Source organism: Stenotrophomonas sp. KH_052 (assembly GCF_057838755.1).
This window is the reverse complement of sequence record NZ_CM174475.1, coordinates 3,699,862-3,725,117: the sequence shown is the minus strand read 5'-3', so window position 1 is coordinate 3,725,117 and position 25,256 is coordinate 3,699,862. Positions and strand designations below refer to the sequence as shown.

28 protein-coding genes and 1 tRNA gene are annotated in these 25,256 nt (G+C 66.3%); 22 read left to right on the top strand and 7 right to left on the bottom strand.

Annotated elements, in window-relative coordinates:
- The first annotated feature begins 20 nt into the window (after positions 1–20).
- The 18 genes from aspS (at position 21) to queC (ending at position 16,068) form a co-directional block, all read left to right on the top strand.
- Positions 21–1,772, top strand: coding sequence for an aspartate--tRNA ligase (gene aspS / locus AC3ITW_RS17140; RefSeq protein WP_006386344.1), 1,752 nt, complete (start codon positions 21–23; stop codon positions 1,770–1,772).
- 16 nt (positions 1,773–1,788) lie between these two features.
- A complete protein-coding gene (locus tag AC3ITW_RS17135; RefSeq protein ID WP_012511902.1) occupies positions 1,789–2,121 on the top strand; it encodes a hypothetical protein in 333 nt (110 codons plus the stop codon).
- A gap of 32 nt (positions 2,122–2,153) precedes the next feature.
- Entirely contained in the window at positions 2,154–2,675 is a 522-nt protein-coding gene (locus AC3ITW_RS17130) for a GNAT family N-acetyltransferase (protein ID WP_012511901.1), read from the top strand.
- Positions 2,676–2,750: 75 nt separating this feature from the next.
- On the top strand, positions 2,751–3,383 hold the full coding sequence (locus tag AC3ITW_RS17125) for an esterase/lipase family protein (RefSeq protein WP_012511900.1): 633 nt from the start codon (positions 2,751–2,753) through the stop codon (positions 3,381–3,383).
- Positions 3,384–3,545: 162 nt separating this feature from the next.
- Positions 3,546–4,277 (top strand): YebC/PmpR family DNA-binding transcriptional regulator, encoded by a 732-nt coding sequence (locus tag AC3ITW_RS17120; RefSeq protein WP_485616996.1) that lies wholly within the window; start codon positions 3,546–3,548, stop codon positions 4,275–4,277.
- 129 nt (positions 4,278–4,406) lie between these two features.
- Complete coding sequence (gene ruvC, locus AC3ITW_RS17115) at positions 4,407–4,928, top strand: crossover junction endodeoxyribonuclease RuvC (RefSeq protein ID WP_006386268.1); 522 nt, start codon at positions 4,407–4,409, stop codon at positions 4,926–4,928.
- 13 nt (positions 4,929–4,941) lie between these two features.
- Positions 4,942–5,535, top strand: coding sequence for a Holliday junction branch migration protein RuvA (ruvA, locus tag AC3ITW_RS17110; RefSeq protein WP_006386266.1), 594 nt, complete (start codon positions 4,942–4,944; stop codon positions 5,533–5,535).
- A 49-nt stretch (positions 5,536–5,584) separates the two neighbouring features.
- Entirely contained in the window at positions 5,585–7,504 is a 1,920-nt protein-coding gene (locus tag AC3ITW_RS17105) for a potassium transporter Kup (RefSeq protein ID WP_100435136.1), read from the top strand.
- A 127-nt stretch (positions 7,505–7,631) separates the two neighbouring features.
- Positions 7,632–8,672 (top strand): Holliday junction branch migration DNA helicase RuvB, encoded by a 1,041-nt coding sequence (gene ruvB, locus AC3ITW_RS17100; RefSeq protein ID WP_010481595.1) that lies wholly within the window; start codon positions 7,632–7,634, stop codon positions 8,670–8,672.
- The gene (gene ybgC / locus AC3ITW_RS17095) at positions 8,662–9,093 is read left to right on the top strand and encodes a tol-pal system-associated acyl-CoA thioesterase (protein WP_006386170.1); all 432 of its coding nucleotides are present in this window, start codon (positions 8,662–8,664) and stop codon (positions 9,091–9,093) included. The genes ruvB and ybgC overlap by 11 nt, the downstream gene beginning before the upstream one ends.
- 10 nt (positions 9,094–9,103) lie before the next feature.
- Positions 9,104–9,883, top strand: coding sequence for a protein TolQ (tolQ, locus tag AC3ITW_RS17090; protein ID WP_046983215.1), 780 nt, complete (start codon positions 9,104–9,106; stop codon positions 9,881–9,883).
- 24 nt (positions 9,884–9,907) lie between these two features.
- Positions 9,908–10,336: a protein TolR gene (gene tolR, locus AC3ITW_RS17085; RefSeq protein ID WP_489389763.1), complete on the top strand. Its 429-nt coding sequence runs from the start codon at positions 9,908–9,910 to the stop codon at positions 10,334–10,336.
- A complete protein-coding gene (gene tolA / locus AC3ITW_RS17080) occupies positions 10,326–11,378 on the top strand; it encodes a cell envelope integrity protein TolA (RefSeq protein ID WP_489389762.1) in 1,053 nt (350 codons plus the stop codon). The genes tolR and tolA overlap by 11 nt, the downstream gene beginning before the upstream one ends.
- Positions 11,379–11,661: 283 nt before the next feature.
- Positions 11,662–12,981: a Tol-Pal system beta propeller repeat protein TolB gene (tolB, locus tag AC3ITW_RS17075; protein ID WP_006386162.1), complete on the top strand. Its 1,320-nt coding sequence runs from the start codon at positions 11,662–11,664 to the stop codon at positions 12,979–12,981.
- Positions 12,982–13,045: 64 nt separating this feature from the next.
- Positions 13,046–13,564: a peptidoglycan-associated lipoprotein Pal gene (gene pal, locus AC3ITW_RS17070; protein WP_006386160.1), complete on the top strand. Its 519-nt coding sequence runs from the start codon at positions 13,046–13,048 to the stop codon at positions 13,562–13,564.
- Between the two features lie 3 nt (positions 13,565–13,567).
- Positions 13,568–14,386 (top strand): tol-pal system protein YbgF, encoded by an 819-nt coding sequence (gene ybgF, locus AC3ITW_RS17065; RefSeq protein WP_010481611.1) that lies wholly within the window; start codon positions 13,568–13,570, stop codon positions 14,384–14,386.
- 237 nt (positions 14,387–14,623) lie between these two features.
- Positions 14,624–15,325 (top strand): 7-carboxy-7-deazaguanine synthase QueE, encoded by a 702-nt coding sequence (gene queE / locus AC3ITW_RS17060; protein ID WP_100435132.1) that lies wholly within the window; start codon positions 14,624–14,626, stop codon positions 15,323–15,325.
- Positions 15,326–15,402: 77 nt separating this feature from the next.
- A complete protein-coding gene (gene queC, locus AC3ITW_RS17055) occupies positions 15,403–16,068 on the top strand; it encodes a 7-cyano-7-deazaguanine synthase QueC (protein WP_107231785.1) in 666 nt (221 codons plus the stop codon).
- Between the two features lie 139 nt (positions 16,069–16,207).
- Here queC and AC3ITW_RS17050 read toward each other — a convergent pair whose 3' ends face one another.
- The gene (locus AC3ITW_RS17050) at positions 16,208–17,164 is read right to left on the bottom strand and encodes a DUF2268 domain-containing putative Zn-dependent protease (protein ID WP_012511893.1); all 957 of its coding nucleotides are present in this window, start codon (positions 17,162–17,164) and stop codon (positions 16,208–16,210) included.
- Positions 17,165–17,342: 178 nt separating this feature from the next.
- Between AC3ITW_RS17050 and AC3ITW_RS17045 the strand changes: the two genes are divergently transcribed.
- Positions 17,343–17,418 (top strand) — tRNA-Lys (locus AC3ITW_RS17045).
- Positions 17,419–17,494: 76 nt separating this feature from the next.
- On the opposite strand, the gene AC3ITW_RS17040 is transcribed toward AC3ITW_RS17045, so the two are convergent.
- Positions 17,495–17,833: a hypothetical protein gene (locus AC3ITW_RS17040; protein WP_006385824.1), complete on the bottom strand. Its 339-nt coding sequence runs from the start codon at positions 17,831–17,833 to the stop codon at positions 17,495–17,497.
- A gap of 231 nt (positions 17,834–18,064) precedes the next feature.
- On the opposite strand from AC3ITW_RS17040, the gene AC3ITW_RS17035 reads away from it, so the two are divergent.
- Both AC3ITW_RS17035 and AC3ITW_RS17030 read left to right on the top strand, forming a co-directional pair.
- Positions 18,065–18,916 carry an alpha/beta hydrolase gene (locus AC3ITW_RS17035; RefSeq protein WP_489389761.1) on the top strand — a complete coding sequence of 284 codons (852 nt, stop codon included), beginning with the start codon at positions 18,065–18,067 and terminating at the stop codon, positions 18,914–18,916.
- Between the two features lie 84 nt (positions 18,917–19,000).
- Complete coding sequence (locus tag AC3ITW_RS17030; RefSeq protein ID WP_489389760.1) at positions 19,001–19,939, top strand: alpha/beta hydrolase; 939 nt, start codon at positions 19,001–19,003, stop codon at positions 19,937–19,939.
- 37 nt (positions 19,940–19,976) lie between these two features.
- Here AC3ITW_RS17030 and AC3ITW_RS17025 read toward each other — a convergent pair whose 3' ends face one another.
- Together AC3ITW_RS17025 and AC3ITW_RS17020 are read right to left on the bottom strand one after the other, a co-directional pair.
- Positions 19,977–20,402, bottom strand: coding sequence for a response regulator (locus tag AC3ITW_RS17025; RefSeq protein WP_006385818.1), 426 nt, complete (start codon positions 20,400–20,402; stop codon positions 19,977–19,979).
- Between the two features lie 94 nt (positions 20,403–20,496).
- A complete protein-coding gene (locus AC3ITW_RS17020) occupies positions 20,497–21,264 on the bottom strand; it encodes a CPBP family glutamic-type intramembrane protease (RefSeq protein WP_489389759.1) in 768 nt (255 codons plus the stop codon).
- A 149-nt stretch (positions 21,265–21,413) separates the two neighbouring features.
- On the opposite strand from AC3ITW_RS17020, the gene AC3ITW_RS17015 reads away from it, so the two are divergent.
- On the top strand, positions 21,414–21,734 hold the full coding sequence (locus AC3ITW_RS17015) for a TFIIB-type zinc ribbon-containing protein (RefSeq protein ID WP_489389758.1): 321 nt from the start codon (positions 21,414–21,416) through the stop codon (positions 21,732–21,734).
- Between the two features lie 43 nt (positions 21,735–21,777).
- Here AC3ITW_RS17015 and AC3ITW_RS17010 read toward each other — a convergent pair whose 3' ends face one another.
- The 3 genes from AC3ITW_RS17010 to AC3ITW_RS17000 all read right to left on the bottom strand — a co-directional run bounded on the left by AC3ITW_RS17010 (position 21,778) and on the right by AC3ITW_RS17000 (position 25,196).
- Positions 21,778–22,290, bottom strand: coding sequence for a GNAT family N-acetyltransferase (locus AC3ITW_RS17010; protein WP_489389757.1), 513 nt, complete (start codon positions 22,288–22,290; stop codon positions 21,778–21,780).
- 81 nt (positions 22,291–22,371) lie between these two features.
- Complete coding sequence (locus AC3ITW_RS17005) at positions 22,372–23,397, bottom strand: copper resistance protein B (RefSeq protein WP_006385663.1); 1,026 nt, start codon at positions 23,395–23,397, stop codon at positions 22,372–22,374.
- Positions 23,394–25,196: a copper resistance system multicopper oxidase gene (locus AC3ITW_RS17000; protein WP_489389756.1), complete on the bottom strand. Its 1,803-nt coding sequence runs from the start codon at positions 25,194–25,196 to the stop codon at positions 23,394–23,396. The genes AC3ITW_RS17005 and AC3ITW_RS17000 overlap by 4 nt, the downstream gene beginning before the upstream one ends.
- Positions 25,197–25,256 lie beyond the last annotated feature (60 nt).

Below are 25,256 nucleotides of genomic sequence, written 5' to 3'. Positions count from 1 at the left end.
CTCCAGCGGAGCTTCCCCCCATGCGTACCCACTTCTGCGGCCTGGTCGATGAGACCCTGATTGGCCAGACTGTCACCCTCGCCGGCTGGACCGACGTGGCCCGTAACCAGGGCGGCGTCTGCTTCATCGATCTTCGAGATCATGAAGGCATCGTGCAGGTGACGGTGGAGGTCGACAACGCCGAAGTGTTCGCCGTGGCCGCGTCGCTGGGCTACGAGGACGTGCTGCAGGTGGAAGGCGTGGTGCGCGCCCGCCACGCGGTCAACGACAAGATGCGTACCGGCAAGGTGGAAGTGATCGCCACTGCCATCACCGTGCTGAACAAGGCCGCGCCGCTGCCGTTCCACGCCCACGAGAACCCGGGCGAGGAAACCCGCCTGAAGTACCGTTACCTGGACCTGCGCCGTCCGGAAATGCAGCGCATGCAGCGCACCCGCATCAAGCTGGTGCAGGCCCTGCGCCGCCACCTGGATGAGAAGGGCTTCCAGGACATCGAGACCCCGATCCTGACCAAGGCCACCCCGGAAGGCGCGCGTGACTTCCTGGTGCCGGCGCGCATGCACCCGGGCGAGTTCTACGCCCTGCCGCAGAGCCCGCAGCTGTTCAAGCAGATCCTGATGGTGGCCGGCTTCGACCGCTACTACCAGATCGCGCGCTGCTTCCGCGACGAGGCCCTGCGTGCCGACCGCCAGCTGGAGTTCACCCAGCTGGACATGGAGTTCGCCTTCGTCCGCGAGCGTGACGTGCAGGATTTCGTCGAGGACATGATCCGCGGCATCTTCAAGGAAGTGGTCAACGTCGAGCTGGATGCCAGCTTCCCGCGCATGACCTGGGCCGAGGCGATGCGTCGCTACGGTTCGGACAAGCCGGACCTGCGCATCGCGCTGGAGCTGGTGGACGTGGCCGAGCTGGTCAAGAACAGTGAGTTCCCGGTGTTCACCGGCCCGGCCAACGATGCCGACGGCCGCGTGGCCGCGCTGCGTATTCCGGGCGGTGCGTCGCTCAGCCGCAAGCAGATCGACGAGTATGCAGCGCATGCTGCCAAGTACGGCGCCAAGGGCCTGGCCTACATCAAGATCGCCGACAACGGCGAAGTCAGCTCGCCGATCCAGAAGTTCTTCAGCGAGGAATCCTTCGCCGCCCTGGTCGCGCACGTCGGTGCCGGCAATGGCGACATCGTGTTCTTCGGTGCTGGTGGCTACAACAAGGTCTCCGACTTCATGGGCGCGCTGCGCCTGAAGGCCGGCAAGGACTTCGGCCTGGTCGCCGACGGCTGGGCCCCGTTGTGGGTCACCGACTTCCCGATGTTCGAGTGGGACGACGAAGCGCAGCGTTACGTCGCCCTGCATCACCCCTTTACCGCACCGGCGGTGGACGACATCGCCGACCTGCGTGCCAATGCCCGTACCGCCGTTTCGCGCGGCTACGACATGGTGCTCAACGGCAATGAAATCGGCGGCGGCTCGATCCGTATCCACCGTCCGGACATGCAGAGCGCGGTGTTTGAACTGCTGGGCATCGGCGCCGAAGAGGCCCGCGCCAAGTTCGGCTTCCTGCTCGACGCGCTGAACTACGGCGCGCCGCCGCACGGTGGCATCGCCTTCGGTATCGACCGCATCGCCGCGCTGATGGCCGGCACCGAGTCGATCCGCGACGTCATCCCGTTCCCGAAGACCACTGGTGCACAGGATCTGATGACCGACGCGCCGTCGCCGATCGTCGACGTGCAGCTGGCCGAAGTACACATCCAGGTTCGCCCCAAGACCAACTGATCAGGAGATCCAGGCAATGACCGAGTTTGCGTTTTCGCTGGAGTGGGAAAAGCTGGGCAATGAAGGCTCCGAGGCCACCCTGGTCACCGAGCGTGCACGCGTGTTCGGTGGTTGGCTGGTCCGTGTCGGTACCAACCCGGCGGCGATGGCCCTGACCTTCGTCGCCGACGGCGAAGGCCGTTGGGATGGTGAAGACTTCGGCGTCGAGGATTACGAGGACGACGAAGAGGAAGAGTACGACGAGGACGAGGAAGGCGAAGAAGAGGAAGACGGCGAGGAAGAAGAGGACGACGAGGAATACGAAGAGGAAGAGGAAGAAGACGAGAAGGCAGCGGCGGAACGGGCTTGACCCGAACCGTTGTCCTGACGTCAACTCGACCCATGTATTCGATCCGCCGCGCTACTGTGGACGACGCGCCGACCCTGTCGGCGCTGGCCGCCCGCACGTTCACCGAAACCTTCGGACATCTTTATCCGCCGCAGGACCTGCAGGCGTTCCTGGATGAGTCCTATACGGTCGAGCGCCAGCGCACGATCCTGGCCCACCCCGATTACGCGGTGTGGCTGCTGGAACTGGATGGGGAGGCGGTCGGCCATGCCGCCGCCGGCCCCTGTGGCCTGCCGCATCCCGAGGTGAAGCCTGGTGACGGCGAACTCAAGCGGCTGTACCTGATCAAGACGCAGCAGAGCTGCGGCTGGGGCAGCCGGCTGCTGGAAACCGCATTGGCCTGGCTGGAACAGCCGGGCCCGCGCACGCTGTGGCTGGGCGTGTGGTCGGAAAACTTTGGTGCGCAGCGCTTCTACGCCCGTTATGGTTTCGAGAAGGTCGGCGAGTACCTGTTCCCGGTCGGCGACACGAACGATCTTGAATTCATCCTGCGCCGCGCACCGCGCGAGGCCTGACGTTCACCGCCGCTTGCTGCGCGCGCGTGTCCAATCACCGTACGTTCCTGCCCCGCTGACTGCCAGGCTGTTTGCATGACTCCCCCCGTATTACTGCTGCATGGCATCTGGAACGCCCGCGCCTGGGTCGGGCCGCTGGCCTGGCGCCTGCGCGCGCGTGGCTTCCAGGTGCATGCGTTTGGTTACTCCTCGGTGTTCGGCGGCCCGGACGTGGCCGTGCCGCAGCTGCTGGAGCGGCTGGCCGATGCCGGCCCGCTGTCGCTGGTCGGCCATAGCCTGGGCGGACTGCTGGCGCTGGAGGCATTGCGTCGCAATCCGCAGCTGCCGGTGCAACGCGTGGTCTGCCTGGGGTCACCGCTGCGCGGCAGTGGTACGGCGCGTTCGCTGTCCGAACATGGCTGGGGCCTGGCCCTGGGCCGCAGCAGCGATCTGCTGCTGGACGGCCTGCCGGACTGGCAGGGCAAAGCCGAGGTCGGCCTGATCGCTGGTTCGGTCCCGCACGGGCTGGGTAGCCTGCTCGGCGCCATTGACGATGCCTCCGACGGTACCGTGGCGCTGGCCGAGACCCGGCTGCCGGGGCTGGCTGACCACTGCGTGGTGCGTACCAGCCACAGCGGCCTGGTGGTGTCGCCGGATGCAGCCCGGCAGACCGCGCATTTCCTCCGTCACGGCCAGTTCCAGCACGGTCGCGACGCCGCCGCCGCGTAAGTCGGTGGGCGCGAACGTCCTCCATTGGTGGGCGCGAAACGTTGGTTCGCACGCTCTTCGCCGGGCCATGCCCGGCGGCATCTGGCCGGCCTCGACACGGTCACGGGGCCCGATCAGGTAGAATCCGCGGCCTTATCCATCAACGCACGTACGGAAAGACCCATGGGTAGAGGCCCCTCCATCGAAAACCGCAAAAACGCGTCTGACGCGAAGCGCGGCAAGATTTTCACCAAGATCATCCGTGAGATCGGCGTTGCCGCGCGCGGCGGTGGAGGCGACCCCAACAACAACCCGCGGCTGCGCGTGGCGATGGACAAGGGCCTGACCGCGAACATGTCCAAGGACGTGATCGAGCGCGCCATCAAGAAGGCCACCGGCGAGCTGGAAGGTGTCGAGTACGAGGAAATCCGCTACGAGGGCTATGCCCCGGGTGGCGTGGCGGTCATCGTCGACTGCCTGACCGACAACCGCGTGCGCACGGTGGCCGATGTCCGCCATGCGTTCAGCAAGTGCGGCGGCAACATGGGCACCGAAGGCTCGGTGAGCTTCATGTTCAAGCGCGTGGGCGTGCTGCATTTCGCCGCAGGTGCCGATGAGGACGCCATTTCCGAAGCGGCCATCGAGGCCGGTGCGGACGACATCGTGGTCTATCCCGAAGATGGCGCGATCGACGTGCTCACCGCCGCCGACAGCTACCACGCGGTCAAGGAAGCGATGGCAGCGGCCGGACGCACGCCGGATCATGCGGAACTGACCTTCCGGGCCGACAACGACATCAAGGTCGAAGGCGACATCGTCCTGCAGGTCAAGAAGCTGCTGGACATGCTGGAAGACCTCGACGACGTACAGGATGTGTACTCCAACGCCGATCTCGGCGCGGACGCGTACGCCTGAACGGACGCATCACCGGTCGCCTTTGGCGGCCGGTGAGCGGACAATGCGCACCATGATGACCCCAGCCGTTTCCTGCCATTGCCGCTGCCAGCGTCCGTCCCGGGCCTTCGGCAGCCGCGTGTGTGCCGCATGACCCGCATTCTTGGCATCGACCCGGGTTCGCAGCGGACCGGGGTCGGCATCATCGATGTCGATGCCACCGGCCGGGTGAGCCATGTGCATCACCAACCGCTGGTGCTGCTGGGCGCTGATGACTTCCCGCAGCGGATGAAGCTGCTGGTGCTGGGCCTGGCCGACCTCTGCCGTGAGTACGAACCGCAGGAAGTGGCCATCGAACGCGTGTTCATGGCACGCAACCCCGATTCGGCGCTGAAGCTGGGCCAGGCCCGTGGCGCGGCGATTTCGGCCGTGGTGTTGCGCGACCTGCCGGTGCACGAATATGCCGCCAGCGAGATCAAGCTGGCGGTGGTCGGGCGCGGCGGCGCCGAAAAGCAACAGGTTCAACACATGGTCGGGCTCATGCTCAACCTGAAAACCAAGCTGCAGGCCGACGCGGCCGACGCGTTGGCGGTGGCCATCACCCATGCCCACGTAAGGGCAACGGCCAACCGCCTGGGGCTCAGTGCCCGCCAGGCGTGGGGCCGCAAATGAGGAGCTGCACGCAATGATCGGTCGACTGCGCGGCATCGTCGCCTACAAGGCGCCGCCGTGGCTGGTGGTGGACGTGAACGGAGTGGGCTACGAGCTGGAGGCGCCGATGAGCACCTTCTACGACCTGCCCGAACTCGGCCGCGAGGTCACCCTGTACACCCATTACTCGCAGAAGGAAGACAGCGTCTCGCTGTACGGCTTCCTGCGCGAGGGCGAGCGGCGCCTGTTCCGCGACGTGCAGAAGGTCAGCGGCATCGGCGCGAAGATCGCGCTGGCCGTGCTGTCCGGTGTCACCGTCGAGGAGTTCGCGCGCATGGTCCAGGCTGGCGACATCACCGCGCTGACCCGCATCCCCGGCATCGGCAAGAAGACCGCCGAGCGCATGGTGCTTGAGCTGCGCGACCGCGCTGCCCAGTTCGGTGCCGGTGGCGCGCTGCCGACCGGCAGTGGCCCGGCCCCGGCTGATCCGCTTTCCGATGCCACCGTGGCCCTGCAGCAGCTGGGTTACAAGCCGGCTGAAGCGGCGCGGATGGCCCGCGAAGCCTTCAATGAAGGTGATGAAGTGGCCACCGTGATCCGCAAGGCGCTGCAGTCGGCGCTGCGCTGACCCGCTTTCCTTTCCTCCAACGAACCGCCTGAGCCCCGCCAGGAGTCCCATGTCCAGCAGTCAAACCCCGCACGCAGCCGCCCCCGGCGGCCACGGTCACGCCCCTCCAGCCGGAGGCCTGGCGCTGATCATCGGTGCGATCGGCGTGGTCTTCGGCGATATCGGCACCAGCCCGCTGTACACCCTGAAGGAGGCGTTCTCGCCGCACTACGGGCTCACCAGCGACCATGACACCGTGCTGGGCGTGCTGTCGCTGGCGTTCTGGGCCCTGAACATCGTGGTCACCCTGAAGTACGTGACCATCATCATGCGCGCCGACAATGACGGCGAAGGCGGCATCATGGCGCTGATGGCGCTGACCCAGCGCACGCTGCGCAATGGGTCGCGTTCGGCCTATGTGGTCGGCATCCTCGGCATTTTCGGTGCCTCGCTGTTCTTCGGCGATGGCGTGATCACGCCGGCGATATCGGTGCTGGGTGCGGTCGAAGGCCTGGAGGTCGCTGCGCCGGGGCTGCATGCCTTCATCGTGCCGATCACCGTGGTGGTGCTGCTGGCCGTGTTCGCGGTACAGCGCTTCGGTACCGCGAAGATCGGCAAGCTGTTCGGGCCGATCACCTCGATCTGGTTCATTTCACTGGCCGCGATCGGCATCTACAACATCGTCGACGCACCGGAAGTGCTGAAGGCGTTCAACCCGTGGTGGGCAATCCGTTTCTTCATGGAACATGGCTGGCACAGCATCTTCATCCTGGGTGCGGTGGTGCTGGCAGTGACCGGTGGCGAGGCGCTGTACGCCGACATGGGCCACTTCGGTGCCAAGCCGATCCGCCACGCCTGGTACTTCTTCGTGCTGCCGTGCCTGGTACTGAACTACCTGGGGCAGGGTGCGCTGGTGCTCAACCACCCCGAGGCAGTGAAGAACCCGTTCTTCGAAGCGGTGCCGTCGTGGGCGCTGTACCCGATGATCATCCTGGCCACGATGGCAGCGGTGATTGCCTCGCAGTCGGTCATCACCGGCGCGTTCTCGGTCTCGCGCCAGGCCATGCAGCTGGGCTACATCCCGCGCATGCGCATCAAGCACACCTCGCACGACACCATCGGCCAGATCTACATCCCAGGCATCAACTGGGGTATCGCAGTGATGGTGATCGGCCTGGTGCTGGCCTTCCGCAGCTCGTCCAACCTGGCCGTGGCCTACGGCATCTCGGTGTCGGCCACGATGCTGATCGATACCCTGCTGCTGGCCCTGGTCGCGCGTTCGCTGTGGCCCAAGGCCCGCAACTGGATCCTGCCGCTTTGCGTGGTGTTCTTCGTCATCGACCTCGGCTTCGTCATCGCCAACGGCGCCAAGCTGCTGCAGGGCGCCTGGTTCCCGGTGGTGCTGGGCATCTTCCTGTTCACCATGATGCGTACCTGGCGTCGTGGCCGCGAACTGCTGCGCGATGAAATCCGCAAGGACGGTATCCGCATCGATACCTTCCTGCCGGGCCTGATGCTGGCACCGCCGGTACGCGTGCCGGGCACCGCGGTGTTCCTCACCGCCGACCCGACCGTGGCCCCACACGCGCTGATGCACAACCTCAAGCACAACAAGGTGCTGCACGAGCGCAACGTGTTCCTGCACGTGGTGACCCTGCCGGTACCGTATGCGCCGGAGGGGCAGCGGCTGAAGATCGAATCGGTGGGCGACGAGTTCTACCGGGTCTACGTGCGCTTCGGCTTCATGGAGACTCCGGACGTACCGCTGGCGCTGATGCGTTCGTGCGACCACGGCGGCATCTACTTCGACCCGATGGACACCACCTTCTTCGCCAGCCGCGAAACCATCGTCGCCACCGCCAACCGCGGCATGCCGATCTGGCGCGACAAGCTGTTCGCGCTGATGCATCGCAACGCCGCCCCGGCGACGGGCTTCTTCCGGATCCCGGGCAACAGATTGGTGGAACTGGGCGCCCAGGTGGAGATCTGAGGTCTGGTAGTGCCGGCCGCTGGCCGGCATCCCGTAATGCCGCCGGCGTTCATGGGGTTGCCGGCCAGCGGCCGGCACTACCGTGCTTCCGGCCCCGGAATGCGCCCATTTACCGCATAATCACGGCATGACCGACGACCGCATCATCGGCGCCGGCGCCACCCGCGAGGATGACGCCGCCGACGCCAGCATCCGCCCCAAGCGCCTTGCCGACTACCTCGGCCAGGTGCCGGTGCGCGAGCAGATGGAGATCTACATCCAGGCGGCCAAGGGGCGTGGCGACGCGCTGGACCACGTGCTGATCTTCGGGCCGCCCGGCCTGGGCAAGACCACGCTCAGCCATGTCATCGCCAACGAACTGGGCGTGGCCCTGCGGGTGACCTCCGGCCCGGTGATCGAAAAGGCCGGCGACCTGGCCGCGCTGCTGACCAACCTGCAGCCGCACGATGTGCTGTTCATCGACGAAATCCACCGCCTGTCGCCGGTGGTCGAGGAAGTGCTGTACCCGGCGATGGAAGATTTCCAGATCGACATCATGATCGGCGAGGGCCCCGCCGCCCGCTCGATCAAGATCGACCTGCCGCCGTTCACCCTGATCGGTGCCACCACCCGTGCCGGCCTGCTGACAGCGCCGCTGCGCGACCGCTTCGGCATCGTCCAGCGCCTGGAGTTCTACAGCGTCGAGGAGCTGACCCGGATCGTGCGCCGTTCGGCTGCGATCCTGGCCATCGACTGCACCGCCGATGGGGCAGGGGAGATCGCGCGTCGCGCGCGTGGCACCCCGCGTATCGCCAACCGCCTGCTGCGCCGCGTGCGTGACTATGCGCAGGTGAAGGCCGGCGGCCACATCGACGAGGCCGTGGCCCAGGCTGCGATGAAGATGCTCAAGGTCGACCCGGAAGGCTTCGACGAGCTCGATCGTCGCCTGCTCAAGACCATGGTCGACTACTTCGATGGCGGCCCGGTCGGCATCGAATCGCTTGCTGCGGCGCTGTCTGAAGAGCGCGGCACGCTGGAAGACGTGGTCGAGCCGTACCTGATCCAGCAGGGCTTCCTGGTGCGCACCGCGCGTGGCCGCATGGCCACCCACAAGGCCTACCGGCACATGGGCCTGAAGCCCAAGAACCCGCCGCAGGACCTGTTCGCCGAGGTTCCCGATGTCGGTTGAGCCCCGATTCAGTTGGCCGACACGCATTTACTGGGAAGATACCGACGCAGGTGGCGTGGTCTACCACGCCCGCTACGTGGCCTTCATGGAACGGGCCCGGACCGAATGGATGCGTGCGCTGGGCTATGGCCAGGAGCGCATGCGTGCCGAGCACGGGATGGTCTTCGCGGTGCGTTCGATGCAGATGGATTTCATCAAGCCGGCACGGCTGGATGACACCCTGCAGGTGAGCGCCACGCTGGTCCAGCTGAAGAAGGCCAGCATGGCCTTCGACCAGCAGATCCTGCGCGACGGCGAACTACTGCTGTCGGCCCAGGTCCGCATCGCCGCACTGGAAGCGGCCAGTTTTCGCCCGCGTGGCATGGACGAAGCCGTCCTTGCCGTGCTGAAACCCCACCTCCACCCCGAATCCGAACATTGAGGAACAACGGATGATCGCAACGCTCCTGGCCCTGCAGGCCACGGTCACCGAGGCATTGCCGGCCGACGTCAGCAACGCCGCGACACAGACCCTTGCCCAGGCCACCACCGGCGGCGGCATCAACTACCTCGAACTGATGGCCAAGGCCAGCCTGCCGGTGAAGATCATCGTGCTGGCGCTGCTGGTCGGCTCGTTCGTCAGCTGGGTGATCATTTTCCGCAAGGCCCGCATCTTCAAGCAGGCCACCCGCGAAGCCGACGAGTTCGAGAACCGCTTCTGGTCCGGTGCGGACCTGGGCAAGCTGTACAGCTCGGCCACCGACCGCAGCCGCAATGTCGGCGGCCTGGAAGCGATCTTCGAAGCCGGTTTCCGCGAATACAGCCGCCTGCGCGACAAGCGCCGGCTGGACGGCCGTGCACAGCTGGAAGGCGCGCAGCGTGCCATGCGCACCACCTACACCCGCGAAGTCGACCAGCTCGAACGCAACCTTGAACTGCTGGCCAACATCGGCTCGACCGCTCCCTACGTGGGCCTGGTCGGCACCGTGTTCGGCATCATGGTGACCATGCACGACATGATCAGCAGCGGTGCACAGGCGGGTATCGCCGCGGTTGCCCCGGGTATTTCCGAAGCGCTGTTCGCCACCGCCATCGGCCTGTTCGTGGCGATTCCGGCGGTGTGGGCCTACAACCGCTTCACCACCCGCGTGGAGCGCATGTCGGTGCGGTTCGAGACCTTCGCCGATGAGTTCAGCTCGATCCTGCAGCGCCAGAGCGCTGGCGACGAGTAAGCGCCTGACCCGGGAGTCCATGCCATGTCCGCTGCCATCGGTCGCCGCAAGCGCCGCAAGCTGAAATCGGAAATCAACGTCGTTCCCTATATCGACGTCATGCTGGTGCTGCTGATCATCTTCATGGTCACCGCGCCGCTGCTCACCCTGAGTTTTGATGTCGACCTGCCCAACTCCAACGCCAAGGCGCTGGAGAGCAAGCAGGACCCGGTGATCGTCTCGGTGCGCCAGGACGGCCAGCTCAGCCTGAAGCTGCCTGACGCCAAGGAGCCGACCGCCGTGTCGGCCGAGGAACTGGAAGGCCACCTGGCCGGCATCGCCGCCCAGGACAAGGGCGTGCGCGTGATCGTCGCCGCCGACCGTGCCGTGGCCTATGAAAAGGTCATTGCCGCGATGGATGTGATCAAGCGCGCCAAGGTAGACAAGGTAGGCCTGGCCACCGATGCACGCTGACGCCCTGCCACCCCCGCATCAGCGCGAACCCGGCTGGGGCCTGCCCCTGGCCCTGGCCGTGCTGGTGCACCTGCTGGTCGCGCTGATCTTCATCGGCGCCTGGCTGTGGTCGCCCCAGCGCAACACCGACGCTGCCGCCGGCGATCCGTCGGTCGAGGCCAGCCTGGCGCTGTCCTCGTCCGAGGCCGCTGCCGCGCGCCAGGCGCTGCGCCAGTCGGAGAAGCTGGAAGACCTGCCGCCGCCGGTCGCCGAGCCGATCCCGGTGCCGGAAGACACCATTCCGCCGCCGCAGCCGATTCCCGAGCCGCGCCCACAGGACGCGCCGACGCCGCAGCAGCAACAGGCACAGGAGCGTGTTGCGCAGCCCGATACCAAGGATCAGGACGCCGTGAGCGCACTGGCCATCTCGCAGGAGAAGGCCAAGCAGGAACAGGAAGCCAAGCGCCGCCAGGAGCAGATCGACCTGACCGAACGCAAGCGCCAGGAAGAAGCGGAGCAGAAGCTGCGCCTGGCCAAGCAGCAGGAAGCGGACGATAAGAAGAAGCAGGCCGAGCAGGAGCGCGTGGCGGCTGACAAGGCCGAGGCCGAAAAGCAGAAGAAGATCGCCGAGATCCGCGCCCGCCGCGAGCAGGCAGAGAAGGAAGCCAAGCTGGCCGAGCAGAAGCTGCGCCAGGTCGCTGCCGCACGCAATGCCGCCGGCAGCGCCGCCGCCGGTGCCAGCAGTGCGGCACAGCCGGCTGGCGGTGGTGGTGGCAACAGCGATGATCTGACTGCCAAGTACGCTGCGGCGATCCAGGCCAAGGTACGCGATACCTGGACCCGCCCGGACAGCGTACCGCTGGGGCAGAGGTGCCAGGTGACCATCACCCAGATCCCGGGTGGACAGGTGCTGCAGGCCAAGGTCGGTGCAAATTGCCCCTATGACGAGGCTGGCAAGCGCTCGATCGAGGCCGCCGTGCTCAACGCCCAGCCGCTGCCGTACCGGGGCTTCGAGTCGGTGTTCAACCGCACGCTCAATCTGACCTTTACCGCACAGGATTGATCGGGCGGGGCAGGGCGGTCATCAGGCCGCCCGCGCCCACGGCTGTCGCTCTTGCCTCTGGTGCGCTCGGTTTCGACCGGGCAGGCTGTGGGCTGCTGTCGAACACCACCCAGTGGGGCGGTGTGACCGGGGCAGGCGGTGCGATGTTAGCCACGACGTTAACGGTGCGTGAGAGGACGGGCTGGAACTGACCCGGAATTCACGTACCCTTGGTTCATGATTGCGAAGCGGTTCACTTCCGCTTTGCTATCCCTCGTTCCGGTTTCCCCCTATTGAGCGCTCCATGAAAAAGATGCCTCGCTGGCTTGCCGTGTTTGCGGCCCTGTTGCTGCCCTTTGCTGCCGTTGCGCAGCAGAAGGGGCTGGATATCGACATCATCGGCGGCAATGCCTCCGCGCTGCCGATCACCGTCGTGCCGATGCCCTACCAGGGGTCTTCGGCCGCACCGCAGACCGACGTCGCCGGCGTGGTCCGTGCCGACCTTGAGCGTTCGGGCCAGTTCCGCACGCTGCCGGAAGCGCAGATCGTCGAGAAGCCGGTGCGCGGCGGCGACATCCAGTTCGCCACCTGGCGCGCGCTGAAGCAGAACTACATCGTGGTCGGGCGCGTGCTCGACGCCGGTGCCGGCGCCTACCGCGTCGAGTACGAGCTGTTCGACGTGCCCAAGGGCGAGCGCCTGCTGGGCCTGGCGATGACCGCCCGTGGCAATGCCATGCGGGACGTCGCCCACCAGATGGCCGACGCCATCTACGAGAAGATCACCGGTGTGCGCGGCGCCTTCTGGACCCGCATCGCCTACGTGACCGCCAGCGGCAAGGGCGATGCCATGCGCTATGCGCTGATGGTGGCTGACTCCGATGGCTTCAATCCGCAGACCATCGTGCGTTCGGCCGAGCCGCTGCTGTCGCCGTCGTGGAGCCCGGATGGCAGCAAGCTGGCCTATGTCAGCTTCGAACGTGGCAACTCGGCGATCTACATCCAGAACATCGGCACTGGCGCGCGTGAGCTGGTCACCAGCTTCCGTGGCATCAACAGCGCCCCGGCGTTCTCGCCGGATGGCCGCAAGCTGGCCCTGACCCTGTCGCGTTCGGGCAACCCGGAAATCTACGTGATGGATCTGGGCAGCAAGCAGCTGGCCCAGCTGACCAACCACTTCGCCATCGACACCGAGCCGACCTGGGCGCCGGACGGCAGCGCGGTGTACTTCACTTCCGACCGCGGTGGCCGTCCGCAGGTCTACAAGGTGGGTGCGGGCGGCGGCAGCGCCGAGCGCGTGACCTTCCAGGGCAACTACAACGCCAAGCCTTCGGTGTCCTACGATGGCAAGAAGATCGCAGTCGCCCAGGGCTCCGGCAACAGCTACAAGATCGCGATGATGGACAGCTCGCTGGGTTCGCCCCGCTGGAGCACGCTGTCCCCCGGTTCGCTGGATGAGTCTCCGAGCTTTGCGCCCAACGCAAGCATGGTGTTGTACGCCGCCCGCGAGGGTGGCCGTGGTGTGCTGTACGCCGTTTCCGCCGATGCGCGCGTGCGCCAGCGGTTGGTTCTGGCTGACGGAGATGTGCGCGAACCGGCATGGTCCCCATACCGTACCCAGCGCTAAAAGAGTGTTAATATTTTCGCTGTCTTGATCCCCTCATCGGCCTAGGAGCCACAAAGGTATCGCCATGAACAAGTCCACCCGCGTTCTGCTTGTTTCCCTGCTGTCTGTGGCCGTCCTGGCCGGTTGCTCGAAGAAGGTCAAGGAAGAGCCGCAGGCTCCGGTCGATACCGGCACCTCGACCACCACCCCGACCGGTCCGTCCACCTCCGGCCTGTACGGCCCGGGCGACCTGGACACCGATGCCTGCCTGCGCCAGCGCGTTGTCTACTTCGACCTGGACAAGGAAGACGTGAAGCCGGAATTCCAGGCCATCATGGCTTGCCACGCCAAGTACCTGCGTGACCGTCCGTCCTCGCGCATCACCCTGCAGGGCCACACCGACGAGCGCGGTTCGCGCGCGTACAACCAGGCCCTGGGCGAGCGTCGTGGCAACGGCGTCAACTCGGCGCTGCAGGCCAACGGTGGTTCGGCTTCGCAGCTGACCGTCGTGTCCTACGGTGAAGAGCGTCCGGTCTGCACCGAGTCGAACGAGTCCTGCTGGTCGCAGAACCGTCGCGTCGAAATCGTCTACACCGCGCAGTAATCCATGCGCATTGGCATCAAACTGATGCTGGTCGTTGCGGCAGCCCTCGTGGCTGCCGCACCGGCGCATGCACAGCGACAGAGTCTGGCCGACCGTGTCGGCGCGATCGAGCAGCAGATGTACAACAACAGTGCCAACCAGGACCTGTTGAACCAGATCAACCAGCTGCGGCAGCAGGTGACCAGCCTGCAGGCCTCGATCGAGCAGTTGCAGCACGACAACGCCCAGCTCAAGCAGTCCGCCCAGGACCAGTACCTGGATCTGGACAGCCGCCTGAACCGGTTGGAAGGGGGCAATGCCGCCCCGGCCCTGCCGCCCGTTCCGGCGAGCGCGCCGAAGGCCGCCCCGGCCCCGGCAAAACCCGCAGCGGCGGCCACTTCCGAGCGGCCGCCTTCCGTCCATGGTGATGCCGGCAGCCTTGCCGCCACCGGCGACGAGCGCACCTCCTACAACGTCGCCTTCGATTCGCTGAAGGCCGGCAAGTACGATGATTCGGCGCAGCTGTTCCTGAGCTTCCTGCAGCTGTACCCGAACGGCGTCTACGCGCCGAACGCGCTGTACTGGCTGGGCGAGAGCTACTACGCCACCCGCAATTTCCCGATGGCGGAGACCCAGTTCCGTGAACTGCTCTCGCGCTATCCGACCCACGACAAGGCCGCAGGCGGCCTGCTCAAGGTTGGCCTCTCGCAGTATGGCGAGGGCAAGGTCGACCAGGCCCAGCAGACGCTGGAGACCGTCGTGGCGCAGTACCCCGGCTCGGACGCCGCGCGCACCGCGCAGGACCGCCTGCAGTCGATCCGCCTCGGCAAGCAGATCCGCTGATCCGCTGACCGGGCGTACAATGGGTGCCCTGTAGAGCCGAGCCCACGCTCGGCTGCTTTCGTTTCCGGACCGGCAAACCCGCCCGGATCCGGTAGCGCCGGGCCATGCCCGGCGGCTTGCATTACCGGCTGGGCCACACCCGACCGGCTGCAGTTGTAGAGCCGAGCCATGCTCGGCTGCTTTCGTTACCGGCCACGGTAGCCCACCCGCCACGTGTCCCACCAAGAAGTCCCCGCCATGACCGCCGTTACCTCGTCCAGCGCCGCCGCCACGCCCAGTGAGATCGTGCAGTCGCCCCTGCCACGCCTGAAGATCACCGAGATCTTCACCTCGCTGCAGGGCGAAGCCGATACCGCCGGCTGGCCGACCGTGTTCGTGCGCCTGACCGGCTGCCCGCTGCGTTGCCAGTACTGCGACACCGCCTATGCCTTCCATGGCGGCACCTGGTGGGACATCGACGACATCGTGGCCGAGGTGCTGGCCCAGGGCGTGCGCCACGTCTGCGTTACTGGCGGCGAGCCGCTGGCGCAGAAACGCTGCCTGGTGCTGCTGCAGAAGCTGTGCGATGCCGGCATGGACGTCTCGCTGGAAACCTCCGGCGCACTGGACGTCAGCGCAGTGGACCCGCGCGTGTCGCGCGTGGTCGACATCAAGACGCCCGGTTCGGCCGAATCCGCCCGCAACCGCCTGGAAAACCTGCCGCTGCTGACCGCGCGCGACCAGATCAAGTTCGTCATCTGCAACCGTGAGGATTACGACTGGGCCAAGGCCATGCTGGCCGAGCACGACCTGGTGAAGCGTTGCACCGTGTTCTTTTCGCCGAGCAAAGGCGAGATCACTGCGCGCCAGCTGGCCGACTGGATCGTCGAAGACCGGCTGCCGGTGCGCTTCCAGATGCAGTTGCATAAAATCCTGTGGAACGACGAGCCGGGCCGATGAGCCCACGCAGCGTTCCCTGATGTAACTCCGGCGCGGGACAGCGTGCTGGCTTTTCCCCCAAACCGGAAGATTGACCCATGAAGAAGGCAGTCGTGCTTCTCTCCGGCGGCATGGATTCAGCCGCCGTCATTGCCATGGCCCAGGAACAGGGCTTTGCCGTGCATGCCCTGAGCGTGCGTTACGGCCAGCGCCACACCTCTGAACTGGACGCCGCCGCCCGCGTGGCCAAGGCCCAGGGCGTGGTCGCGCACAAGACCGTGGACGTGGACCTGCGCAGCATTGGTGGCTCGGCGCTGACCGACGACATCGACGTGCCCGAGGCCGGCGGTGCCGGTATTCCGGTCACCTACGTGCCGGCACGCAACACCATCATGCTGTCGCTGGCCCTGGGCTGGGCCGAAGTGCTCGGCGCCAACGACATCTTCTGCGGCGTCAACGCCGTGGACTACTCCGGTTACCCGGACTGCCGCCCCGAGTTCGTGGCCGCGTTCCAGGCGCTGGCCAACCTTGCTACCAAGTCGGGCGTGGAGGGCGCGGGCATCAAGGTACATGCACCGCTGCAGTTCCTCAGCAAGGGCCAGATCGTCAGTGAAGGCGTGCGCCTGGGCGTGGACTTCGGCCTGACCGTGTCCTGCTACAACGCCGACGCCAACGGCGCCGCCTGCGGCCATTGCGACGCCTGCCGCCTGCGCGCGCAGGGCTTCACCGAGGCCGGCGTAGCCGACCCGACGCTGTACGCCTGACGGCCCATGGCATGGTGGGTGCGAACCGTTGGTTCGCACGCTCTTCGCCGGGCACGGCCCGACGCTACCGGGAAGGTCTGACTCTGGTGGGTGCGAACCGTTGGTTCGCACTGCCTGACTCGCCGGGCACGACTCGGCGCTATCGCTCCCGCAACCACCCCGACGCCTCGATGAAGGCACGCACCGCCTTCGGATCGGCATAGTCCAGCTCGATCATCCGCGCGATGCCCGCCTTCTCATCGGCCTGCTGCCGCATGTACTCCTGCGCGATGCGGTAGCCGGCGTAGTAACCCAGATCACTCACCCCGAACGGATTGCGGGCGCTGTTGTACAGCCAGTTGTCCAGGTCATCACCGTCCATCTCAGCAATGAAGCGCGTGCGGATTTCCGCTTCGTGCGCGGGCCCGTAGGTGTACAGCGGCAACGCCGGCCGGCGTCCGCTGATGCGCTCCGCCACATACTCGGCAACACCCTCGCGCACCGCGTACTGGGCCAGGCTGCCGGTGGTCTCGCGTTGCTGGGTGTGCACGTATTCGTGCAGGTTGTTCTGCGCGTTGTTCGCACCGGGCCGACTGTCGTAGAAGATCCGCAGGCGGCTGCGCATCGGCTCCGGCAGCTCGCTCACGTCCACGCGCTCATCGCCCAACGCCATCTCCGCACCGATCAGCACCTTGTCGCCCAGCGTGGTGCCGCCGGTACGCAGCACGCCTACCGCATAGGTGATGGTGGCCGGGCGCAAAGCCGGGTAGAGCGCCCGGAAGTCGGAAAGATCCCGTTCCAGCGTAGCGCTGGCCTGCTGCGCGTTGGCGGTAAGTGGTCGTACCGAGTTCCAGAAGCGCGGCCAGGAGCGCATCGCTTCGGCGTACTCGCGGGCGGTGTAGTTGCGGACCTGCATCAGCGCGTGCAGACCGGGGCTGCCCGGATCGATGTAGTGCTGCTGGACCAGCGCCACCTGGCGCTCGGCATCAGGCTCGGCGCGCACCGCGTCATAGGTGGCCCAGAAGCGGCCGATATCTTCAGTGACGACCTGGGGCGGGGCGGCCAGTGCTGCACAGGGCAGCAGCAGGGCGGCAATGAGGCAGAAGGGCAGGCGCATCCGTGGCTCCGGGGAAGGATCACAGATGGGATGCGACGGAGGCCCGGAAGGTTTAAGCGGGCTCACCAGATCGGGTAGTGCCGGCCGCTGGCCGGCAACCTCGACACGCCGGGGTTTCACCCCGCCCGGCAAAGTAGGGTAGAATGCCCACCCCGCCGAAAGGCCGGGGCAGTGCAATGGGCCGTTAGCTCAGTCGGTAGAGCAGAAGACTTTTAATCTTTTGGTCGAAGGTTCGAATCCTTCACGGCCCACCATTGCACTCAATGACCCAGGTCATTCAGGAAGGCACCGCTCAGCGGTGCCTTTTTTGTTGCTTCCAGCGTCGGGCTCCTACTTCGTCCGCGCTCCTTTTGCCGTTGCGGATGCTGCGTCGGCAGCTTCCTGTGCGGCCGTTGCTGCCGCATTCGCAGAGCGCTCGATCGCGACGCGTTCCGCCTCGAAGGCGGCCAGGCGCTGTGCACTCATCCTGCGCTCCAGTTCCATCGATGCGACGAAGCTTTCCGGATACTTCGACGCACAGGCCTGTTGCACCAGTTGCACTGCGTGATCGGATAACCCCGGCTGGATATGACCCAGCAGGCAGTCCGCATACGACGCAGATGTGGATTGGCTCCCTGTGGGTTGCGGTGAGCCTGCAGCAAGGGCAACAGCAATCAATGCACTCAACATCGAAACCTCCTTGTAGTGGTCGGCTAGGGCGGCTGGGGCTGCCAGGTTCGAGCATAGCGCCATCCCGGTCCGTCGTCGTTCGGCGGGATCATCATGGTTCCAGCAGGCATGGACCAGAATCGAGCATTCGGCAGGGATGTGCCTTCACGTGAATCCATCGCATTGCAGTGCGACCCACCCGGCTCGAGGCCCTGACGCTATGCTCGGCACTTTCTCTAGATGGGCCGCCCCATGCGCTTGATCGTGCTGTCGCTTCTGCTGTCCGCTGTCTCCGTCTCCCCGTTGATGGCCGCCGAACGGGCAACGACCACGCAGGCTGCGCCGGCAACCTCACTGGTCATCGGCGAGACCTTCACCATCGAATCGAAGGCGCTGGGCGAGACCCGCCGCATCAATGTTTACCGCCCGCAACCCTGGGGCCTGGACCCGAAGGCACCGTTGCCAGTGCTGTACATGGCCGATGGCGGCATCGCCGAGGACTTCCTGCATGTGGCCGGGCTGGTGCAGGTGCTGAGCGGCAACGGCAGCATGCGACCGTTCCTGCTGGTGGGCATCGAAAACACCGAACGCCGTCGCGACATGACCGGCCCCAGCAACGACCCGCAGGACCAGAAGATCGCGCCGCGCATCGGTGGATCGGCGGCCTACCGCCGTTTCCTGCGCGATGAATTGATGCCGCAGGTGCGCCAGCGCTACCCGACCACCGACGAGCGCGCGCTGATCGGTGAATCGCTGGCCGGCCTGTTCGTGATCGAGACGCTGCTGCAGGAACCGACACTGTTCAACAGCTACATCGCGCTGGACCCCAGCCTGTGGTGGAATCGGGGCACGATGCTGGCCGCTGCGGCCAAGCAGCTGCCGGCTGTGACGCGCGCGCAGCCCCGTGTGTTCCTGGCCAGCAGCGGACAGCCGGAACTGGCCGCATCCACTGCACGACTGGCCGCGTTGCTGCAGCAGGCCTCGCCGTCACCGCTGGTGAAGTACCTGCCGCTGCCGGAGGAAACCCACGCCACGATCTATCACCCGGCCGCCCTGCAGGCGCTGCGCACGCTGTTTCCGGCGCCGCCGCCGGCCTCGCCCTGACCCGGCGTGGCACTGCATCGCACGACGTGTGAGGATGCGGTAGCGGCGCCACCCGGGTGCGCCGCCCGCAACGGGAGCGTGTAGATGCAGCGTGTGCGTGGATGGAGTGTGGCGGCCTGCCTGGTCGTGAGTGGCTGCGCGATGTCGGTGGCGCCACCGGCAGCGCAGAATGAAGCGAAGGAAAGCGCGGCCACCGCTGCGCCGGGCGTGGTGCTGCCGGATACCGAAGCATTGCGCGTGCACGATCCTGTGGGCCGCGATTACCCGATATGGGTGGCGCTGCCGGCCGACTATGCCGCGCACCCTGAGAAGCACTACCCGGTGCTGTACGTGACCGATGCGCTGTACAGCTTCCCGCTGGTGCGCAGCGTGCGCAATCTGGTGGGGCAGCAGGGCGTCAACATCGAGAATTTCATCCTGGTTGGGCTGCCACCACAGGAAGGCCTGACCTCGAAGCAGAGTCGCTCGCGCGACTACACGCCCAGCAATCCGGCGCGTACCGCCGAGGGCTATTACAGCGATGACGTCACCTACGGCGGCGCCGCACACTACCGCGATTTCCTGGCCGCACAGGTGCTGCCGATGATCGATGCGCGCTACCGCACCGATCCGGCCCGGCGCGTGTTCGCCGGTCATTCCTATGGCGCGCTGTTCGGTACCTACGTGCTGACCACCCAGCCGGACCTGTTCAGTACCTACATCCTGTCCAGTCCTTCGTTGTGGTTCGACCAGCTTCTGCTGCCGCGCATGCAGGATGCCGCCGTGATTCCCTCGCAGCCTACGCGCGTGCTGCTGTCGGTAGGAAGCTACGAGACGGACAAGCCAGGGCCGCGCTATTCAACCGGCAACGACATGCTGCGGCAGACCGCGGACTTCACCACCCAGTTGCAGCGCAGTGGCCGCAAGCTGCAGGTGGACAACGTGGTGATTGACGGCGAGGACCATCTCACGGTCTACCCGCGGGTGATCACTCGTGCACTGCTGGAGGTGATGCCGGGCGATGGGCCGTACACCGGCGATTGATGGCCGGTCGCATCCACGCCATGCGTGGATGATTGCCTCAGGCCGCGCTGGCCTGCGGCGGCGGCATCAACGTGGCATCCGCCGCATGGCGGAAACACAGGCGGATGGCATCGAGCAGTTCGCTCATGCTGTACGGCTTGGGCAGGAAGTGGATGCCGGCGCGCAGCTGCGGCAGCACGCGGTGCTGGTCCATGCCGGAGGTGACCAGGATCGGCAGCTGCGGCAGGTGCTCGCGCACGCGGTTGGCGGTTTCGATGCCGCTGATGCCGCCCAGGCAGACGTCGGTGAACAGCAGGTCGAACGGTTCGCCGGCGTTGAGCAGGCCCAGTGCGGCCTCGGCGCTGCTGACAGCGGTGACCTGGCAGGCCTGGCTTTCCAGGGCGAGACGACTGAGTTCCTGGGTTTCCTCGGCGTCCTCGATCAGCAGGACGCGCGGTTCCACAAAACGCTTGGACAGCAACATGACGCGGCAACTCCGGACAACAGGGGGAGCGGAAGGCGCGCAAGTATGCGCAAGCCGGGGGTGATCCCGGCGTGCACGGCAAGCTAAGTGGGCGTTACACCCGGTTGCGGCGCTGGCGGCGCACGTGCCAGGCCAGTACCGCAACCGCCAGCAGGGTCGTGCCGATGCGCAGGCTGGTGGCCTGCCAGCCCAGCGCAACAGCGTCATCCAGACTGAACACGTTCCAGGCCAGGTTCATCGAAACGTGCAGCACCAGGCCGCACCACAGGGTGTCACCGTCGAGGCGGTCGAGCCAGGCGAAGATGAAGCCGCCGAATGCGATGACCGCACCGATGAACAGCGCGATGCCGCCACCGTCGAACCCACCGAAGCCCAGCCAGTGCACCATGCCGAACAGCAGCGCCTGCGGCAGCGCGAGCAGCGGCCACGGGCCGCGCACGAGCTTCACCAGCAGCACGAAGCCGAGGCCGCGGAACAGCACTTCCTCGGCCAGCGGGAACAGCACGGTCAGCATCGTGGCATCCAGCGCGGTCAGCGCCGTGTTCGGAGTACCGAGCAGCGCCAGTCCCAGCCAGCAGGGGAGGCTGGCCAGCAGCACCCACAGCGGACCGCCCCAGCCGTTTCCACGCAGTCCGAGGCTGGTCAGCAGGCCCATGCTGCGGGGGCGCAGCAGCGTAGCCAGCAGCAGCGCAACCAGGATTGCCAGTGCGTTGTCCAGCAGGCTGCCGCCGTAGGGCATGGGCAGGGCAGGAATCGGAGTGCCCGCGGCTGCGGCGATATCGCGCAGGTTCAGGCCCAGGCCAACGCCCAGCAGGACCAGCAACAGGCGTGTGGCGGAGGGCAAGCGGGACAGAATTGTCATGTACGCACTCCCTGCGGAACAAGCCTGCAGTGTCGGGCCCTTCGGCAATACCGGCACGCGTCGGAAGTCCCTGTGCCATCGGTCATGCGTTGCCGCACAGTCATCACCGCGCAGGTACAGTCGAGGTCAGACCGACAGGAGCAATGCCGATGCTGTGCCCCGTGTGCAAGACCCAGACCCTGCAGATGGCCGAGCGCCATGGCATCGAGATCGACTACTGCCCCGGCTGCCGAGGCGTGTGGCTGGATCGTGGTGAGCTGGACAAGATCATCGAACGTGCTGGATCCGGTGCTGCCGTGCCCCCACCCGCGCCGGTGCAGGCACAGCCGATGAACACGCCGCCACCGGTGATGCACCGTGATACCCGCCACTTGGGCCAGCGCTACGAGGACAATCGCGGCCAACAGCACGGCCACGGTTACAAGAAAAAGAAGAAGGAGAGCTTCCTCTCCGAGCTGTTCGATTTCTAACTTGTGGAGTCGAGCTGCGCTCGACTCCACAAAAGGCGCGTGATCACGGGCGGCGCAGGATGAATTCACGGTCGCGGCTGTCGCCGACGATGAAGTCGTACTCGCCAACCTTGCTGCAGCCATAACGCGAGTAGAAGCGCTGCGCGCCGAAATTCTCCTCCCACACGCCCACCCACAGGGTGCGGCGGTGTGGCTGGTCCAGCCAGGCCATGAACGCGTCCATCATGCGTGCACCATGGCCGCCGTTCTGGTGTGCGGCCAGGATGTAGAACCGCTTCAGTTCGATGTCGCCCTCGCGCGCATCCGCATGCGGCAGGGTGTTGGCACCGGCGGCGAGATAGCCGACTACCGAGTCACCGTCCATCAGCAACCAGACCGCACTGCGCGGATCGGACAGTTCGGCCCGCTGCGGTGCGATGCCGTAGTGCGCCTGCAGGAAATCGTGCAGATCCTGCGGCGGGTACGAATCGCCCCAGGTTTCGGTGTAGGTGGCGATGGCGATCACCGACAGCGCGTCGGCGTCGGCGAGGGTGGCGCGGCGGATCAGCAGCGACATGGTGGAGCCTGCATTGGAACGTGGCGCAGTGTAGCCGGCCCCGGCGGCTGCCGGGGCCGGCCACTGCTCACGTAACGCTGCTCAGAACCACATGCGCACGCCGGCCACCCAGCGCGTGTCGCGCGCGTGGTCACCGGCGTAGTCGGCGGTGTCGCCAAACGTGCGTTCGTGGCTGATGCCGATGTAGGGCGCGAAGCGGCGGCTGAACTCATAGCGCAGGCGCAGCCCGGCTTCGACCTTGTTCAGGCCACGGCCGATGCCGTACTCCTTCTCGTCCTTGGCCGCGACGGTGGCTTCCAGCAGCGGCTGCAGGATCAGGCGGTTGGTCAGCAGCACGTCGTACTCGACCTCGGCCTTGGCCAGTACCTGGCCACCGGAGCCCATGTACAACGTGGCTGAGCTCTCGAACTTGTACGGCGCCAGACCCTGGATGCCGATCGCCGCCCAGGTGCGTGAATCGGCGGGGCGGAAATCCTGGCGCACGCCGACCAGCACGTCCCACCAGGGCGACACGCTGCGGCCATACAGCGCTTCCAGCGACGATGATTCGGTGCGGCCACGACTACGCTCGCCATCGGTGCGCAGCCACAGGCGGTTGATGTTGCCGCCGATCCAACCGGTGGCCTCCCAGGCCTGGCCGTTGCTGCTCTTGCCATCCCAGTGTTCAAGACGGTCGATTAGCAGCAGGCTGTTGATCTCCGGTGCGTGCTCCATCGCACCATGGGCGATCGGCGGGAATGCGGCGGCACGGTCGGCATCGGTCGGCACCGGAATGGGTTCGCGCGGTTCGGTGGGGGCGGGCGCACCGTGGCCCATGGCCGCGTGGTCCATCTTGGAATGGTCCATCGTGACCTGGTCCGTCGACGTGGGCTGCATCGCGCCATGGTCCATCTTGGAATGGTCCATGCCGGCATGATCCATCGCACCGGCATCCATCTTTGAATGATCCATCTTCGAATGATCGACCGGTTCGACCGGCGACTTCGCGGTTTTCGCGGGCGCGTTCATCGCGGCCATGTCATGGCCGGCATGCGACTGCGCGAACACCGGCAGCGCCGCCGCCAGGCCCAGGGCCAGCAGGCTGGGAGAAAGGAGTGAGCGGCTCATTCTTCGATCCTCACTTCGCGCATCATGCCCGCTTCCATGTGGTACAGCAGATGGCAGTGATAGGCCCAGCGGCCGAGTGCATCGGCGCGCACACGGTAGCTGCGGCGGGTGCCCGGTGGCATGTCGATGGTGTGCTTGCGCAGCTGGAACTCGCCCTGCGCGTTTTCCAGATCACTCCACACACCATGCAGGTGGATCGGGTGCTGCATCATGGTGTCGTTGACCAGCACGATGCGCATGCGCTCGCCGTAGTTCAGTCGAAGTGGTTCGGCACTGGCGAAGGGAATGCCATCGAACGACCAGGAGAACTTCTCCATGTGGCCGGTCAGATGCAGTTCGATCTCGCGGCTCGGTTCGCGGCCATCTGGATCCTCGAACAGGCTGCGCATCGCGCCGTAGGTCAGCACCTGGCGGCCGTTGTCGCGCAGGCCGATGCCAGGGTCATCCAGCTTGGGTTCGCTGGCCGAACTCTGCATGTCCACCAGTGGGTTGTTGCGTTCGCTGGCCGGGTGCTTCGGTGCCTTGCTGGCGGAATCGCCGCCGCCATGCGCGCCGTGGCCCATGCTGGCGCCGCAGCCACCTTCCATGCCCTTCATCGCGGCCATGTCGTGACCGCCACCGCCCATGCCATGGCCCATGTCGGCCATGGTCAGCAGCACGCGTGGGTCGCGCTCGGGAATCGGCGCCTGCAGGCCGTGGTGAACCGCCAGCGTGCCGGCGGCGTAGCCGGTGCGGCCCATGTCCTGGCAGAAGATCGTGTAGGCATCCTGGCCGCTCGGTTCAACCAGCACGTCGTAGGTCTCGGCCGGGGCGATGCGGAATTCATCGATGCTGACCGGGTGGATGTACTGGCCGTCAGCGGCGACCACGGTCATCTTCAAACCAGGAATGCGTACGTCGAAGTAGGTCATCGACCCGCCATTGATGAAGCGCAGCAGCACCTTCTCGCCACTGCGGAACAGACCGGTCCAGTTGCCGGCCGGGGCGGTGCCGTTCATCAGGTAGGTGTAGGTGTTGGCGTTGACGTCGGACAGGTCGGTCGGGGTCATCCGCATCCGCCCCCACATGCCACGGTCGGACAGCGCCGCCGACCAGCCATCGCGCTTCACGTCGCGCAGGAAATCCGGCAGCGTGCGCATGTAGTAGTTGTCGTAGGCCGCCAGCTTCTTCATGCGCCGGAACAGCGCGCCCGGGTCCAAGTCGGTCCAGTCCGAGAGCATGATCACGTGCTCGCGATCATGACGGTACGGCGCCGGTTCGGCCGGGTCGATGATCAGCGCGCCGTACAGGCCGGCCTGCTCCTGGAACATGGAGTGGCTGTGGTACCAGTAGGTGCCCGACTGCTTCAGCTCGAAGTGGTAATGGTAGGTCTCGCCGGGGCCGATGCCGTTGAAGCTCAGGCCGGGCACGCCATCCATGTTCGCCGGCAGCAGGATGCCGTGCCAGTGGATCGAGGTCGGGTGGCGTTCCAGCGTATTGCGCACGAACAGGTCCACGGTCTGGCCTTCGCGCCAGCGCAGGATCGGCGCGGGCAGCGAGCCGTTGACGGTGATCGCCGGGCGGGTGCGGCCGGTGAAGTTGGCCAGGGATTCGCCGATGGCCAGTTCAACGCGGGTATCGCTGAGCACGGCAGGGGCGCCGGCCAGGCGGGGGGCGGCACTGGCAGCAGCAAGCGCGCGCTGCGGCACGCCGACAGCGGCGATGCCGGCAACCACGCCACCTGCGGCGAGGCCCTGTACGAACAGGCGGCGCGACGGCATGGGCACAGCGCCCGGGCCGGGGGGAATGCGGGTATTCATGGTGGTGACTCCAGACACGTAAAGACGCCGGCAGGCGGCCGGCTGCGGTGCGCAGGGCGC

Coding starts and splice junctions, on each gene's coding strand:
- queE (WP_100435132.1), top strand. CDS start 14,624: ATGACCGCCGTTACCTCGTCCAGCGCCGCCGCCACGCCCAGTGAGATC.
- aspS (WP_006386344.1), top strand. CDS start 21: ATGCGTACCCACTTCTGCGGCCTGGTCGATGAGACCCTGATTGGCCAG.
- AC3ITW_RS17040 (WP_006385824.1), bottom strand. CDS start 17,833: ATGTTGAGTGCATTGATTGCTGTTGCCCTTGCTGCAGGCTCACCGCAA.
- AC3ITW_RS17125 (WP_012511900.1), top strand. CDS start 2,751: ATGACTCCCCCCGTATTACTGCTGCATGGCATCTGGAACGCCCGCGCC.
- AC3ITW_RS17010 (WP_489389757.1), bottom strand. CDS start 22,290: ATGTCGCTGCTGATCCGCCGCGCCACCCTCGCCGACGCCGACGCGCTG.
- tolB (WP_006386162.1), top strand. CDS start 11,662: ATGAAAAAGATGCCTCGCTGGCTTGCCGTGTTTGCGGCCCTGTTGCTG.
- ruvB (WP_010481595.1), top strand. CDS start 7,632: ATGACCGACGACCGCATCATCGGCGCCGGCGCCACCCGCGAGGATGAC.
- AC3ITW_RS17025 (WP_006385818.1), bottom strand. CDS start 20,402: ATGTTGCTGTCCAAGCGTTTTGTGGAACCGCGCGTCCTGCTGATCGAG.
- AC3ITW_RS17005 (WP_006385663.1), bottom strand. CDS start 23,397: ATGAGCCGCTCACTCCTTTCTCCCAGCCTGCTGGCCCTGGGCCTGGCG.
- tolQ (WP_046983215.1), top strand. CDS start 9,104: ATGATCGCAACGCTCCTGGCCCTGCAGGCCACGGTCACCGAGGCATTG.
- AC3ITW_RS17105 (WP_100435136.1), top strand. CDS start 5,585: ATGTCCAGCAGTCAAACCCCGCACGCAGCCGCCCCCGGCGGCCACGGT.
- ybgC (WP_006386170.1), top strand. CDS start 8,662: ATGTCGGTTGAGCCCCGATTCAGTTGGCCGACACGCATTTACTGGGAA.
- ybgF (WP_010481611.1), top strand. CDS start 13,568: ATGCGCATTGGCATCAAACTGATGCTGGTCGTTGCGGCAGCCCTCGTG.
- AC3ITW_RS17120 (WP_485616996.1), top strand. CDS start 3,546: ATGGGTAGAGGCCCCTCCATCGAAAACCGCAAAAACGCGTCTGACGCG.
- AC3ITW_RS17035 (WP_489389761.1), top strand. CDS start 18,065: ATGCGCTTGATCGTGCTGTCGCTTCTGCTGTCCGCTGTCTCCGTCTCC.
- AC3ITW_RS17050 (WP_012511893.1), bottom strand. CDS start 17,164: ATGCGCCTGCCCTTCTGCCTCATTGCCGCCCTGCTGCTGCCCTGTGCA.
- AC3ITW_RS17015 (WP_489389758.1), top strand. CDS start 21,414: ATGCTGTGCCCCGTGTGCAAGACCCAGACCCTGCAGATGGCCGAGCGC.
- ruvC (WP_006386268.1), top strand. CDS start 4,407: ATGACCCGCATTCTTGGCATCGACCCGGGTTCGCAGCGGACCGGGGTC.
- AC3ITW_RS17030 (WP_489389760.1), top strand. CDS start 19,001: ATGCAGCGTGTGCGTGGATGGAGTGTGGCGGCCTGCCTGGTCGTGAGT.
- tolA (WP_489389762.1), top strand. CDS start 10,326: ATGCACGCTGACGCCCTGCCACCCCCGCATCAGCGCGAACCCGGCTGG.
- AC3ITW_RS17135 (WP_012511902.1), top strand. CDS start 1,789: ATGACCGAGTTTGCGTTTTCGCTGGAGTGGGAAAAGCTGGGCAATGAA.
- pal (WP_006386160.1), top strand. CDS start 13,046: ATGAACAAGTCCACCCGCGTTCTGCTTGTTTCCCTGCTGTCTGTGGCC.
- AC3ITW_RS17000 (WP_489389756.1), bottom strand. CDS start 25,196: ATGAATACCCGCATTCCCCCCGGCCCGGGCGCTGTGCCCATGCCGTCG.
- AC3ITW_RS17130 (WP_012511901.1), top strand. CDS start 2,154: ATGTATTCGATCCGCCGCGCTACTGTGGACGACGCGCCGACCCTGTCG.
- tolR (WP_489389763.1), top strand. CDS start 9,908: ATGTCCGCTGCCATCGGTCGCCGCAAGCGCCGCAAGCTGAAATCGGAA.
- AC3ITW_RS17020 (WP_489389759.1), bottom strand. CDS start 21,264: ATGACAATTCTGTCCCGCTTGCCCTCCGCCACACGCCTGTTGCTGGTC.
- queC (WP_107231785.1), top strand. CDS start 15,403: ATGAAGAAGGCAGTCGTGCTTCTCTCCGGCGGCATGGATTCAGCCGCC.
- ruvA (WP_006386266.1), top strand. CDS start 4,942: ATGATCGGTCGACTGCGCGGCATCGTCGCCTACAAGGCGCCGCCGTGG.